This is a genomic window from Algoriphagus lacus, assembly GCF_003583985.1.
In the GTDB taxonomy this organism is placed as follows: Bacteria; Bacteroidota; Bacteroidia; order Cytophagales; family Cyclobacteriaceae; genus Algoriphagus; species Algoriphagus lacus.
Map to the genome: position 1 here is coordinate 15,190 of NZ_QXML01000011.1, position 13,097 is coordinate 28,286.

Annotated in this window: 9 protein-coding genes and 1 tRNA gene; 4 read left to right on the forward strand and 6 right to left on the reverse strand. The window is 42.1% G+C overall.

What is annotated here, in order from left to right; genetic code table 11:
- The first annotated feature begins 61 nt into the window (after positions 1–61).
- Positions 62–3,547 carry a hypothetical protein gene (locus D0X99_RS17525; RefSeq protein ID WP_119479164.1) on the forward strand — a complete coding sequence of 1,162 codons (3,486 nt, stop codon included), beginning with the start codon at positions 62–64 and terminating at the stop codon, positions 3,545–3,547.
- A gap of 22 nt (positions 3,548–3,569) precedes the next feature.
- Complete coding sequence (locus tag D0X99_RS20700) at positions 3,570–3,752, forward strand: JAB domain-containing protein (RefSeq protein ID WP_262696744.1); 183 nt, start codon at positions 3,570–3,572, stop codon at positions 3,750–3,752.
- Between the two features lie 36 nt (positions 3,753–3,788).
- Here the strand turns inward: D0X99_RS20700 and D0X99_RS17535 are convergent, their stop codons facing one another.
- Positions 3,789–5,051, reverse strand: a complete 1,263-nt coding sequence (locus D0X99_RS17535) for a site-specific integrase (RefSeq protein WP_119479165.1) — start codon at positions 5,049–5,051, stop codon at positions 3,789–3,791.
- A gap of 383 nt (positions 5,052–5,434) precedes the next feature.
- A tRNA-Ser gene (locus D0X99_RS17540) sits at positions 5,435–5,523 on the reverse strand.
- Between the two features lie 246 nt (positions 5,524–5,769).
- Between D0X99_RS17540 and D0X99_RS17545 the strand changes: the two genes are divergently transcribed.
- Positions 5,770–6,024, forward strand: coding sequence for a hypothetical protein (locus D0X99_RS17545; protein WP_119479166.1), 255 nt, complete (start codon positions 5,770–5,772; stop codon positions 6,022–6,024).
- Between the two features lie 286 nt (positions 6,025–6,310).
- The gene (locus D0X99_RS17550; protein ID WP_147392260.1) at positions 6,311–7,570 is read left to right on the forward strand and encodes a nitrogen regulation protein NR(II); all 1,260 of its coding nucleotides are present in this window, start codon (positions 6,311–6,313) and stop codon (positions 7,568–7,570) included.
- Between the two features lie 14 nt (positions 7,571–7,584).
- Here the strand turns inward: D0X99_RS17550 and D0X99_RS17555 are convergent, their stop codons facing one another.
- The 4 genes from D0X99_RS17555 to recQ form a co-directional block, all read right to left on the reverse strand.
- Entirely contained in the window at positions 7,585–8,037 is a 453-nt protein-coding gene (locus D0X99_RS17555) for a gliding motility lipoprotein GldH (RefSeq protein WP_158587731.1), read from the reverse strand.
- Entirely contained in the window at positions 8,030–9,415 is a 1,386-nt protein-coding gene (locus D0X99_RS17560) for a PSP1 domain-containing protein (RefSeq protein ID WP_119479169.1), read from the reverse strand. The genes D0X99_RS17555 and D0X99_RS17560 overlap by 8 nt, the downstream gene beginning before the upstream one ends.
- Positions 9,416–9,546: 131 nt before the next feature.
- Positions 9,547–10,836 (reverse strand): phosphoribosylamine--glycine ligase, encoded by a 1,290-nt coding sequence (gene purD, locus D0X99_RS17565; RefSeq protein ID WP_119479170.1) that lies wholly within the window; start codon positions 10,834–10,836, stop codon positions 9,547–9,549.
- A gap of 15 nt (positions 10,837–10,851) precedes the next feature.
- Positions 10,852–13,029 (reverse strand): DNA helicase RecQ, encoded by a 2,178-nt coding sequence (gene recQ / locus D0X99_RS17570; protein ID WP_119479171.1) that lies wholly within the window; start codon positions 13,027–13,029, stop codon positions 10,852–10,854.
- Positions 13,030–13,097: the final 68 nt, after the last annotated feature.

Below are 13,097 nucleotides of genomic sequence, written 5' to 3' on the forward strand. Positions count from 1 at the left end.
TCAGAAATCAATTCTGCATCAACAGTTATCTTTTTTCCTTCTATCATTTATTCGAAACAACATGAGCACCTTAAAAATAAGTTACTCTGCCGAGATGATGACCAATTATCTTCAGGCAGAGCTGATTTCCCCGCAGGCTAAATTTGAAGCCCTGCAATCGGCAGATGGTCATTCCTTACTTTTTTCAGTCGGAACCGATGGGGTCCTGTACCTGATCGCGGATGATTCCGGCGAATCTACCGCTGGATGGACCAAGACAGACCTAAGTACTTCGCAGATTAATAAAGATTTTCCGGGACAGTCTGGAATTGTGTGTAAGACCTTTGATGCTGATCAGAGTGTAGTCAATGGGACTATTAGTCTGGCAATGGTTCTCCATACTCCAAATGGGGATAAACTCTACCTCAGCCTGGGAAACTCACATGAGAATACTTCTTGGTCGAAAACAGTGAATTGGGTTTTATATGATTTTGATGTACCCGGGATTTCTCTGGCTGATTTGGAGATAGTCAATGTATTTTTCTGTGAAACCACTGGAAAAGAACAGTATATCATTGTGGATACGCTCCGAGATCCCAAATCCCCGGTCAATGATCTTACCCGATTTTACATTACTGCTGCCAGGGATTCAGGTTCCTTCTGGCATAAGCATGATTTGCCAATTGATGTAGAGGCAGCCACCTATCAGACCGCCTTAGGCCGTGCGGTCAAAGGTTATGTAGACGGAATGTATACCTCGGGAAGATCTGGGGACTCCGGGCAATTGGTTTTCACCCCTGTTGTGAATGTCTTTGGAGACGGACCACCTACAACCGTAAAACTCAATCTGCCGGGTGGTGTCGTTCCGGATTCCATTGCATCCACACGAAACCCCGATCTTTCTACAGATCTATTTGTGGTCAGTGGGAATAAGCTGTTTTATTTCTCCAGTTCCAATCAAAGCAATATGGCAACCGCTTCATTATTGATTGAAAACGAACTTTTTTCGGGCACATCCAAATTGCTTGGAATACGGCAGGGACAAACCATTACCCTCTGGGGAAAAAATGGAAGTGATCAGGTATTCTACCTCAGCGTAGATGCATCGAATGCAGCACAAGGAGATCAATGGAGCCATCCGACCCCTATCTTATTTGGGATAGAGGAAATCTCTACATTCATTAATCTGGAAGATGGAGGTAACACCATTTTTGCATCAGGGAATGGCGTCCTTCAAAAGATTACCCAGGATACTAAATCTCCCACCAAGCTATGGCAAACCAACTTGATTACGCTTCCTGTACCTCCCAAGGCACCATCGATATCCTTCAACTCGTACACCACTACCATATCACTTTCGGATGAAAATGATCTTCCTGCCATACAGGCTCAAGTGAGTATCTCAGCAAACAGAAGAACCGCAGTCTATATTAACGGGCTCTACTATGTGTTAGATGCCAATAGCCCTGCGCACATCAGTGCCAATGCCATGGGAATGATCACAATAGTGGAAGCTTCAGGCACGCTGGTGGGAACGATTTTCAAACTTTCAACCGGAGGAGGACAGGTGGAAATCAATCCAATGGATGCTCAATTTAAAAAACTTGCCCAGTTGGGAGATTCCACAGGAGATACAGCCAAATTAAAGGGAGCAAAAATTGACTTGGGCAGCGGAAATTCTCGTCCGCTAATATTAGGAAATCCCTCTGATTCAGATCTAAAAACAGTTGCAGTGGGTTTATCTAACCTGAAAACAAGCTACGATAGTCTTAATGCTCCCAAGCTTCAGGCTTTTGCAGCTTTTGCTATGCCGGTGCCCCACGCTTACCACAGTTTTGGAGATGATATTTTATTGGCAGCAGGAGACTTGTTCCGTTGGTTGGAATCCGGCGTTGAGGCTATAATTTCAATTGTTAAGGATGCGGCAAGTTCTGTCTGGCATTTCATTGCCGAAATTGGTGGAAAAGTGTATCGTGCTATTTTGAATGCAGTGGATGCCGTGGTCGGAGCCGTAGAATGGGTATTCAATGCAATCAAAACTGCAATAGAAGATCTGATTAAGTATTTGTCTTTCCTGTTTGAATGGGAGGATATCAAAAGAACCAAAGAGGTTTTGCATAACCTGATTAAATGTTGGCTGAAAGGAGAAGTCAATGGTCTTCAAACCCTCAAGACAGAATTTGACCAGATGATTAATACCGCCGAAGGAAAAATAAATGAATGGGCTGGAATTACCGACTGGTCTCCTTTGGGGGATAAAATGTCTCAAAAACCTGCCAAATCCACATCAAATCCTTCCAACAATCAAAACTCGGGATCCCTCCATTTAACGCATCATTTTCAAAATAATGCAGGAAATATTTCTACAATCGGGGATTCACCGGTGATAGACCTGTTGGAATCCCTGATCAATGACTTGTTGAGTGCCATCGAGCAGGAAGCTGATGTACTCGGGGCAGCCTTTGACCAACTGAAAAAGTTGGTGAATGATTTTTCCACCCTGACAGGAGTCCAGATCATCCAGCGGGTTATTGCAATTTTGGTGGATACACTGCTGAGCAGTGTTCAGGTTGTCGTCGACGCATTATTGAATATTCTGACTGATATAGGAAATGCGATCATTGAAATTCTGGATACAAAGATTCATATTCCAGTGATATCCGATATACTTAACGCTATCGGAATTCCAGATATATCCATGCTAGATTTGATGTGTTGGATTACAGGTACAGCTTTCACGGTGGTCTACAAAATCGCAAAGGGAGCTGCGCCATTTTCGGATGATATGTATACTGATTTTCTGATTCATGCAGACAGCATTGATCAACTGCAGCAAGCCTTTCAGGGAACTGCTGTCCGTTCTTTTAAAAAGATTAATGCTAAACCGATGATTCAGGCTCAGGCAGATGGAGATACTGAAGGCCCAATCAGTATGCCTCATGCAGTTCAGGAAACTGTTTTCCTCCTCGGTCACAGTGTAGGCACGATTACAATTTTTATTTCTGTTTTTGTAAATTCTCTTGAGGCGGAAATCATTCCTCCAGCGAAGAATCCTTTTGCAATCCCATCAGCGGTATTGGGAATTGTTTCGGGAGGATCAATAGGAATCTCAAATTTTCTTGTTCCCAGAGACCCGATCCAAAACAAAATATTCAGCTACCTGGCTTCCGGTACAACAGGGGTGCGTGTCATTTCAAAAATCATGTTTTCATCCTACCTCCAGAAAAAGTTTGAAGCAAGTACCAAACTGAGTTTTCTGGCAGCAGGAGATGGGAGGGCCACAGGTGCTGCAATCGATGCATTATTGGTATTCCCGGGTGTGATCGCTACAATTTGGCATTTGGTGGAATTAATGCAGGAAAAACCTGACTATGTGCTTGCCGATGCAGTATTGGATGAACTGAGTAACATTACATCCTATGTGGCTCGAATTGCATATGCTTTGGCTGTAAATGATGAGGAGGAAGAATCCCGTAATATTTTGATTCTGGTCATGGCGGGCGCAACTCTTATTACTTCCGGATTACAGGCGGCAGAAGTAGTGGTCGAAGGGATTTCTATAGCCTAATTTAATCTTGGATCTGTTGAGTTTGAGGGCCTGGACTGAAATTTCCAGGCCTTATATTTTTCACCTTTTTCTCTACTTCTTACAAAACTGGAGATTAACCAAAAAACTGGCTGAAATGGGCAGGTTGATAGAAGTAAGTGTGCTGGATCACCTAATCATCACTCCCGACCACTACTACTCATTTGCAGACGAAGGGGAGCGTTAAGGCTCCCTTATTATACTAATGAATGAAGGGCTTATCTTAAAACCTCGGCTTCCGTTTTAAGGAAGGTTTTGCGACCTTGGCTTTACTGTTGAGTATTTCCTTCAGTGATTTCATTTCCTCACTCACTTTGTTATCCAGGATCTTGGCATAGTGCTGCGTTTGAGCAAGGGACTTGTGTCCAAGCATTTTGGAGACTGTTTCCAGTGGAACTCCATTGGCCAGCGTGATGGTGGTGGCAAAGGTGTGGCGCGCGATATGAAACGTCAGCTCTTTGTTGATTCCGCAGAGATCAGCAATCTCTTTGAGGTAAGCATTGGTCTTCTGGTTGCTCGGTGTAGGCAATACTTTTCCTGTGATTTTAACCACAGGATGATTTTGGTATTTATGAATGATTTTCAGGGCCTCTGGAAGCAACGGAAGTCGGGTAGGGGCTTGGGTCTTCTGCCTATGGGTAACCAACCATTTCTCTCCGTCTATCCCGTTAATCAGTTGGTCCTGTCTCAGATTTTTAACATCCACATAGGCCAGCCCGGTGTAACAGCTGAAAATAAAAATGTCCCTAATCTGATTTAACCGATCGGTGGAAAAAACTCTTTTTGCGATTTTGTCCAGCTCCTCTTCGGTCAAAGCTTCCCGGTGTACTTCTTTTTTGACCAGTTTATAATTCATAAATGGATCACGGATCAACCAACCCCGTTTCACACAGTCCAGTACGATCTTTTTCATATTGGCTAAGTACTTTACAGTGGTATTGTGGGAACACTTTCTGACAGACTTGAACCAGTATTCATAGTCGGAGATGAATTCATAATCCAGCTTTTTAATCTCAAGATCATCCTTTCCGAATTTCCAGCGGATGTAAGCTTTGGTATGGTCATAGGATGTTTTATATCTTTCCAATGTCCCAGGAGCGAATTCTGAGCCCACCAAAGACTCCATATGGTCATTGTGGCGCTTGAATATCTCCAGCAGGAATTGGTTTTCCTCACTTTCTCCCAAAAGCACATTTCGAACAGAATCGGCAGTAACATCTTTTCCTTTTTCCATCAGTTGAAGCCTCGCCTGCATGACTTTCATTCGTATGGAATCCAGGTAGGCATTCAATCTCAGAGCATCTTCCTTGCTTCCTAAAGCCAGGCCAGCTTTGGAATTCCATCTCTTTTTGGACCAATCCAATTTGGTGGAGATTTCCCGGCTTTCCCCGTTTACCGTGATTCGGAGAAAAAGGTGATGAAGTTCATCGTTTGAATTTTTCCTGGCTTTTAGGAAAAAGGTAATCCGGAAAGATTTTTCAATCATGGCACAGAAAGGTTAAAAGGGTGGAGATTTTTTTAATTACCGGCTAATCGATGGATTTATTTCAGTAGATACTCCCCCTCGGGGAAGATTTTTAGAGAAGGCTAAAAAAAAAGCGTAATTAAATTCTTAGATATAAGTACGCGTACTTTTACGCTTTTTTTTATTGGTTTTATTTGATTTTTCTTGAATTCAAACTAAATAATAAATGTTCAAAACGTAGTAATTAGCTAAATAAAATTAACTTTAAATATGTCAAATATTATCTTCGTAAAATACTGATAAACAATGGTTTGTAAGGATTTTTTTTCTTCGATTTGAGCAAAAATAAAAAGCCCAACAAATGAAATTTGTTGGGCTTTGAATCGATTTGATAACTAAAAAAGCAGAGAGTGGGGGATTCGAACCCCCGGTACAGTTTAACCCGTACGACAGTTTAGCAAACTGTTGGTTTCAGCCACTCACCCAACTCTCTAATCCGTTCTAGCCAGTAGCTGGGCGACCCAGCTTTCCGCTAAAGTTGTGCAAATATAACCCAATTGAAAAGATTTAAGCAAGCGCTAACGGGCTATCAACCATTCTTTCAGGAAAATGATATTAATCGCTTGAAAATCAACTTCAATATTTCCGTACATTCAAGTATTAAAAATTAAAAATACCCAGTACTGGGTATTTTTGGGATTATTTCAACTTCTATTTTTATTAAAATTTTATTTTAACCATGATTATTCAAACCTTGACTTGTGATTTTTTGATCGAGGATAGTGGCCAAGTTGATGGCTGTATATCGGTCTATTCGGATTCTTTGGAAGAATTACAGCGACTTTTCGAGTCTTCTGAGATCGAATATTCCTCTAAAATCGAATGGAAATATCGAGCTTGTACCTGCAAGCAAAATCTTGCCAATGCACTGATTCTGATCGTCAAGGAAATCAATTACTCAGACTTCAACCAATCCAGATTTCAGCAAGTCTAGGAACAAATGATTTACTAAAATTGATGGTTGGTTAAATTCTTCAATTTTTTTTTTCAAAGCTTTAAAGACCCTGTTTGGGATGAAAAACATTTTTTGTTTTTACATCTACTTTTTCCTGCCTTGATTGGAATTTTATACCGTAAAATTCGAAATAGAGGTATTTAATTCTAGTTATGGGTGTTTTTTTTATATAAAATTTTTTATTCAACTTTCGATTCTTCACCCATTTATCACACGAAAAGTTTTGATAAGTACTGAAAATATCGAAAATCTAATACCTGATTTCATGATGGAATCCGGTCACTTTTATCTAGTCATTACTGATATAGATGGAAAGATTCTAAAGTTCAACCGGAACTTTGAGAAGATCAGTGCTGACCCTTTTGATTACCAGTTTTCAAATTTTCTTTCTCCCAATTCCGAATCGGAGTTTACCTATTCCCTGGAATTGATGCTGGGAGCTCCAAAAATCAGGAGGCATCTTCTGCTTGAGCATCCCACCATGATAAATGAAGGGTTTTCTCAGATTTGGTGGGAATTTTCGGTCATTACTACACCTGATATGGATATTTCTGGAATTATAGGAATAGGAGTTGGGATGCAATTTTTGGAGCAGGAAATGCCGTGGAACAATCTTGTCGATGTTTTGGGTTTTGGGAAAATTATCCTGGATAGAGATTTTAAAGTTCGTTCTTGGGACGAGCGAATCGCCCAATGGTTTGAGCCAGATCTTGAAAAGTGGAATAAGAAAAATTTATTGGATACTCCTTCATTTAAAGGGAACAGCCAACTCTCCTTTGTGTTGGAAACCTTTTCTTATGAAATAAAGCCTAGATGTTTTTTGATTCAAACCAACGAACCAGAGAGTATTTCATTTGCTGCGCTATTGATTGGTTGCCAGGAAGGTTACAATCTTTTTTTAGTACCAAAAGACTTGCCTTCCAGTTCTCAGCTTGATAAAAAGCTAATACCTGAACCAGTCCTGGATACTTTACCGGGGTCAGTGTTTGTATTGAGCAATTCAGGAAAACTTCTTCAACAGAATGCATCTGCAAAAGAACTAGCGCGCATTTGGAAAGGAAGGGCTTATTCAGAAGGATATACCTTGAATTTCCCAAATCAACCCAATCGATTCTCCAAACTTTTGAGAGCAATTGAAGAAGGTAAAAAAGGTCAAAGTTCAGATTTGGAATTAAAGCTTTTGATGCCCAATCAGGAATTTGCATTTTGGAATGCCTCGGTTAGGCCCATTCCTTTAAATTCGGAATTCCCGGAAGGAATAGTAATTCAGGTCTGGGACTCGACCCCGTTAAAATCCCAGATTGTTCAACTTAACAGGGAAAATGAGCGATTGCGGGATTTGGCATTGAGTCCATCCCATATTTTGAGAGGACCACTTTCTTCAATGATGGGATTGTTGGAGTTGATCGATGCCAAGCAGATGGATCAAGAAAATCAAAAGTTATTTGGGTATTTGAAACCACTCACCAAGGAATTGGATCAAATCATCCGACAGCATGCAAAAAAAATGAGTGCCTTTAATTAAGGCACTCATTTTTTTTATTTCAGGATTTTCAAACCGATAGCCTCAATCCCCGACAGCTCTTCTTGCCTCATATACTGCAGAAAGGTCAAACTGCTTGCCTGATCTGAAATTGCTACCGGCAGGGTATCGTATTTGGTAAACGTGTTGCCAAAGCCTGTGCCCAACGGTTGACCCGTCTTGGAGTCAAACAGCGGAACGTTAATCAGTCTGTTTTCCAGGGTTTTTCCAGTTGAATCCTTACTTATCACTCTTACATAGCAATTGGAAAAGGGGTAGTTTTCGTTGAATTTCACAGCAATCAGCTTTGGTCCACCTTTCTCCTTTAATTCTTTCAAATCAAAACTGACACTGTCAACTTCATTCCAGGAAAGGGAGCTAAAGGATTGAAATTCCTCAAAGACCCTGTCTCCTGAACAGGAAAATGTAAGAATGAAAAGGACTGATGTCAAAAACCTCCACTTATTCATTGCCTCCATTGTTTGGACCTTGATTTCTCCTTGGGGGAAACCTCCTTTTGCCTTCTGGTTTATTTTCTGTTGGCTTGTTGGTCTGGTTTTCCGGTTTTGGAACAACTTGATTTTCAGCTTTAGGAGCTCCAGGGATTGGTGAAGGCTTAGGACGGTTTCGGTTTTTATTTTTCTTTTTCCGTATGTCATTTCCTTCCTTTGCCTCAGGTTTTGCTGATGAATCTTGGGATTCAGAATTCTTTGATTGCGGGTTATTTCCGGCTTGGCGATTTTGCTGCTGGTTGGGTTGGTTGGTTTTTTGGGGAAGTGGAGTCAGCGCCGTTTTTGGAGCTGCTTCACTGGTTTGCCCATCATTTCCCGGTTTATTTTTGTTCTTTTTCTTCTTTTTCTTTTTAGCAAACTTTTTATCCAAGAGTTCCAATTCCCTCGTGGATTGAGCGGCAAGATCCTCTACATCTGTGGATTTGTCCACTTGGAGGTTAAACACCTTTATTCCTTTCTCATTTAATTCCTGTATCTCACGAACCCGATCGCAGGTGATGCTGTGCCAGTCGTTGTCATTGTTGTAGCTAAACCACATGAGCTTGCGGAAGATGTCTGTCTTTTGAAGCTTGGCAGGGCCTGCTTCAGTCTGGAGAGGTCTTTCCACTTGGGGGATGTCTTTGATTGCATCCATATAGGTGTCCAACTCATAATTGAGACAGCACTTTAGTCGGCCGCATTGTCCGCTAAGTTTTCCCGGGTTTAGCGAAAGATTTTGATATCTGGCGGCAGAAGTGGTGACATTTTTGAAATCCACCAACCAGGTTGAGCAGCAAAGCTCCCGTCCGCACACACCAATTCCTCCTAATCTTCCGGCCTCTTGACGGAGTGAAATCTGACGCATTTCCACGCGGATTTTGAATTCACCTGCAAGAACCTTGATCAGTTCTCGAAAGTCCACCCGGTCCTCTGCAGAGTAATAAAAAGTTGCCTTGGAATTATCTGCCTGATATTCCACATCAGACATTTTCATCTGAAGCTTGAATTCATCGACAATCTGTTTGCAACGGTAAAGTGTTGGAATTTCCCTATTTCGGGCTTCTTCCCACTTTTCCATATCTTTTTGAGTAGCTACACGGTATATTTTGGTGATGTTGTCATCATCCCTGACTTTGCGTTTTTGCATTTGCAACCGCACCAGTTCGCCTTGAAGCGAAACGTAACCGATATGATGGCCATTAGGGACATCCACCACCACCGGATCACCGGTATGAAGTGTCAAGTAATCGACATTCCTAAAATATTCTTTTCGCCCTCCTTTGAATTTGACTTCAACGATATCAAAATTATCAACCTGTGGAATTCCCATGTGGGAAAGCCAATCAAAAGAGTTCATTTTATTGCAATCGCTCGTGCCGCAGGTGCCATTGTTTTGGCATCCACCGGTACCACCACTGGTGGTTGAGCAGGTACTACATCCAGCCATAATTTATATTCAGGGCTTTCGCCTCGATTAGTTCTTTGGGTTTAATTAATCAATTTTAGGATATCCTGTCCGATATCTCTTCTGTAATAAGCTTTTTCCCAGCTTATTTTTTCCACGGTACTAAATGCATTTTTCAAGGCCTCTTCCAATCCTTTTCCAATACCGGTAACTGCGATCACTCTGCCACCCTGATTTATGATTTCACCCGAATTGCTTCTAGTGGTCCCAGCATGGAAAATAACGCTTCCTTCCACGTTATTTGGTAAAGAAATTTTAAATCCTTTCTCATAAGAACCAGGATATCCTCCGCTTACCATAACCACCGTGGCGGAATAGTTAGGAGAGATTTTCAACTCATAGTCGGAAAGTGTGCCAGTTGCGATTCCTTTCAACAAACCAACAAAATCACTTTCTATTCTTGGTAAAACGGCTTCTGTCTCCGGATCGCCCATTCGGACATTGTATTCAATAACGGAAGGATCTCCGTTGTTATTCATCAAACCAATGAAAAGGAATCCCTTGTATTTGATTTGTTCTTTTTCCAAACCAGCAATAGTCGGTTTTACGATTCGCTCCTCTACTTTTTTGATAAAGTCGGCAGTGGCAAAAACTACTGGACTTACAGCACCCATTCCTCCCGTGTTTAGCCCTGTATCGCCCTCACCGATGCGTTTGTAATCTTTTGCCTCCGGTAAAATCTTGTAGCTTTTTCCGTCAGTGGCCACAAAAACCGAGAGTTCGATTCCGTTGAGAAATTCTTCCACTACTACCTTTGATGAGGCATCTCCGAATTTTGCATCAAGCAACATTTCTTTCAGAGAAACTTTTGCCTCCTCCAAGGTCTGACAGATCAACACGCCTTTTCCTGCGGCAAGCCCATCGGCTTTTAATACGATAGGAAGATTTTGCTTTTCCAAATATGCAAGACCGGCTTCAATTTGATCGGCGGTGAATGTCTCATAAGCTGCAGTGGGAATACCGTTTCGCTGCATAAATCGTTTGGAAAAATCCTTACTCCCCTCCAAAGTGGCGCCCAATTGAGAAGGGCCTACAATAGGCAGGGTTGCAGTTTCGGGTTGGGATTCTAGAAAATCCACCAATCCTCTTACCAATGGCTCTTCCGGCCCCACGACTACCATGTCGATAGAGTTTTCGATAATGAATCGGTGAATTCCCTTAAAATCAGTACCAGATAGGGCAATATTTTGAGCAATTTCGGCAGTCCCCGCATTGCCAGGCGCCACAAAAAGCCGGGTACAATCCGGACTTTGTACAATCTTCCAAGCAAAGGCATGCTCTCTGCCTCCACTTCCCAATAAGAGTATATTCATTGACTCGTTACGTTTTTAATTGGCGTGCTCAGAGATGAACTTTATCCGATAAACCCGCAGCTCGTCTTCTGCAAATTCCTCTTCTCCCAACTCTTCCAATGCCGTTTTGATATGATCGCTTTCCGCATTCATGAAGTATTCATGGAGGATGTCTTCCCGCTCCTCGTCCATGATGTGATGAATGTAGTAATCGATATTTAGTTTAGTTCCGCTGTAGATGATCTGCTCAATTTCCTGAAGCAGTTCACCCATAGAAATATTGAGATTTTCGGCAATCTCATCCAGGTCGATTTTGCGGTCAATCTGCTGGATAATCGAAATCTTAACCTTGGATCGGGTTCCGGAGGTTTTGACCACTACTTCCGAAGCAGTCTCGATTTCATTTTCTTCCACATATGCAGCTATCAGCTTTAGGAATGGTGCCCCAAATTTGGCAACTTTTCCCATACCCACACCATTAATTTGTGCTAGTTCTTCTTTAGTGGTGGGATAAACTGTAGCCATTTCTTCCAGAGAAGGATCCTGGAAAATGACATAAGGAGGAAGGTTTTTGGTTTTTGCCAAGCGTTTTCGCTCGGCCTTAAGCAATTCAAAAAGCTTTTCGTCGTATGCGGGTCCTGAATTGACCTGAACTTCCTGAGTTTCCGGTTCGGTTAGTTTTTCGAAGTCATGGTCCTTATATAGATCCACCGAATATGGTCCATCTATAAACTCCAGCCCTTTTGGCGTAATTTTTAGAATACCATAATTCTCAATGTCTTTTTCCAAAAGAGCGGCGATCATGGCTTGACGAATTACGGAGGTCCAGAGCTTTTCCGATTCCTCTTTTCCTTTTCCAAAGACCGGTAGCTTGTCATGCTCGTAGCTTTCAATGTAGTCGTCCATCTCGCCTCGAATGACTTTCACCAGATGCTCCAGACTGAAACGCTCATTGGTTTGCTGCACAGCTTCCAAGGCAATCAGTAGGTAATCCATTCCCTCAAACGTTTCTCTTTCCCGCTTGCAGTTGTCGCAAAAGCCACAATCATCCACCATAGTTTCCCCAAAGTAATTCAAGATGAATTTCCTTCTGCAAACACCGGTTTCTGAGTAAGCGGCCATCTCCTGAAGTAAGATTTTGGCATTTTCCCGTTCGGTTACGGCTTTGTCCTTGTTGAATTTATCAAGCTTGATTATGTCCTCATACCGGTAAAACATCAAACAGTGACCTTCCAATCCGTCACGTCCAGCTCTTCCGGTTTCCTGATAGTAGCCTTCCAAAGACTTGGGGACATCATAGTGGATTACATAGCGAACATCCGGCTTGTCAATTCCCATTCCGAAGGCGATGGTTGCTACTATTACATCCAGTTCTTCATTTAGGAAGTCGTCCTGAGTCTTAATCCGAACTGCGGAATCCAATCCCGCATGGTATGGCGCTGCATTGATCTGGTTTACTTTGAGCAACTCAGCAATTTCTTCTACCTTTTTACGGCTAAGGCAATAAATTATTCCCGATTTCCCTTTGTGTTGCTTTATGAATTTTATCAGTGACTTCTTGGACTCATTTTTAATCTTTGGCCGTACCTCATAAAAGAGATTTGTCCGATTAAAAGATGATTTGAAAAGATCTGCTTCCTCCATTTGAAGGTTGCGCTGAATGTCCTGCTGTACTTTCGGAGTCGCCGTGGCAGTCAGGGCAATGATCGGAAGATCAGGCGCAATCTGGGCCACAATGGATTTGATTTTCCGGTATTCAGGTCTGAAATCATGTCCCCATTCCGAAATACAATGTGCTTCATCGATGGCTACAAAACTCAGGTGTGCTTCCTTCAGAAAAGCAATATTTTCTTCCTTGGTTAGCGATTCCGGTGCTACGTAAAGAAGCTTGGTCTTTTTCTTTAAGACTTCACTTTTCACTTTGTTGGCCTCGGATTTTGTCAATGTAGAATTGAGAAAATGGGCATTGATGCCAACTGCATTAAGTTGATCAACCTGGTTTTTCATCAGGGCAATCAAAGGGGAGATCACTATAGCGGTACCTTCCTGCACCACAGCCGGAAGCTGGTAGCAAAGGGATTTGCCTGCCCCGGTGGGCATAATTACAAAGGTGTTTCGCTGATTGAGTAGATTGTCAACTATGAGCTCCTGGTTCCCACGGAACTGGCTGAATCCGAAGATTTTCTTTAGATCTGCTTTTACTTTTTCCTCCACGAGAAGAAACGGCTTAGTGGGTGATGAATGCCTGTAAACAGGAATGAACGATTAGTTTTTATACCTTT

Excerpts from the sequence above, each read along its gene's own strand:
- D0X99_RS17525 (WP_119479164.1), top strand. The coding sequence starts at position 62 with ATGAGCACCTTAAAAATAAGTTACTCTGCCGAGATGATGACCAATTAT.
- D0X99_RS17535 (WP_119479165.1), bottom strand. The coding sequence starts at position 5,051 with ATGATTGAAAAATCTTTCCGGATTACCTTTTTCCTAAAAGCCAGGAAA.
- D0X99_RS17545 (WP_119479166.1), top strand. The coding sequence starts at position 5,770 with ATGATTATTCAAACCTTGACTTGTGATTTTTTGATCGAGGATAGTGGC.
- D0X99_RS17550 (WP_147392260.1), top strand. The coding sequence starts at position 6,311 with ATGATGGAATCCGGTCACTTTTATCTAGTCATTACTGATATAGATGGA.
- D0X99_RS17555 (WP_158587731.1), bottom strand. The coding sequence starts at position 8,037 with ATGAATAAGTGGAGGTTTTTGACATCAGTCCTTTTCATTCTTACATTT.
- D0X99_RS17560 (WP_119479169.1), bottom strand. The coding sequence starts at position 9,415 with ATGAACTCTTTTGATTGGCTTTCCCACATGGGAATTCCACAGGTTGAT.
- purD (WP_119479170.1), bottom strand. The coding sequence starts at position 10,836 with ATGAATATACTCTTATTGGGAAGTGGAGGCAGAGAGCATGCCTTTGCT.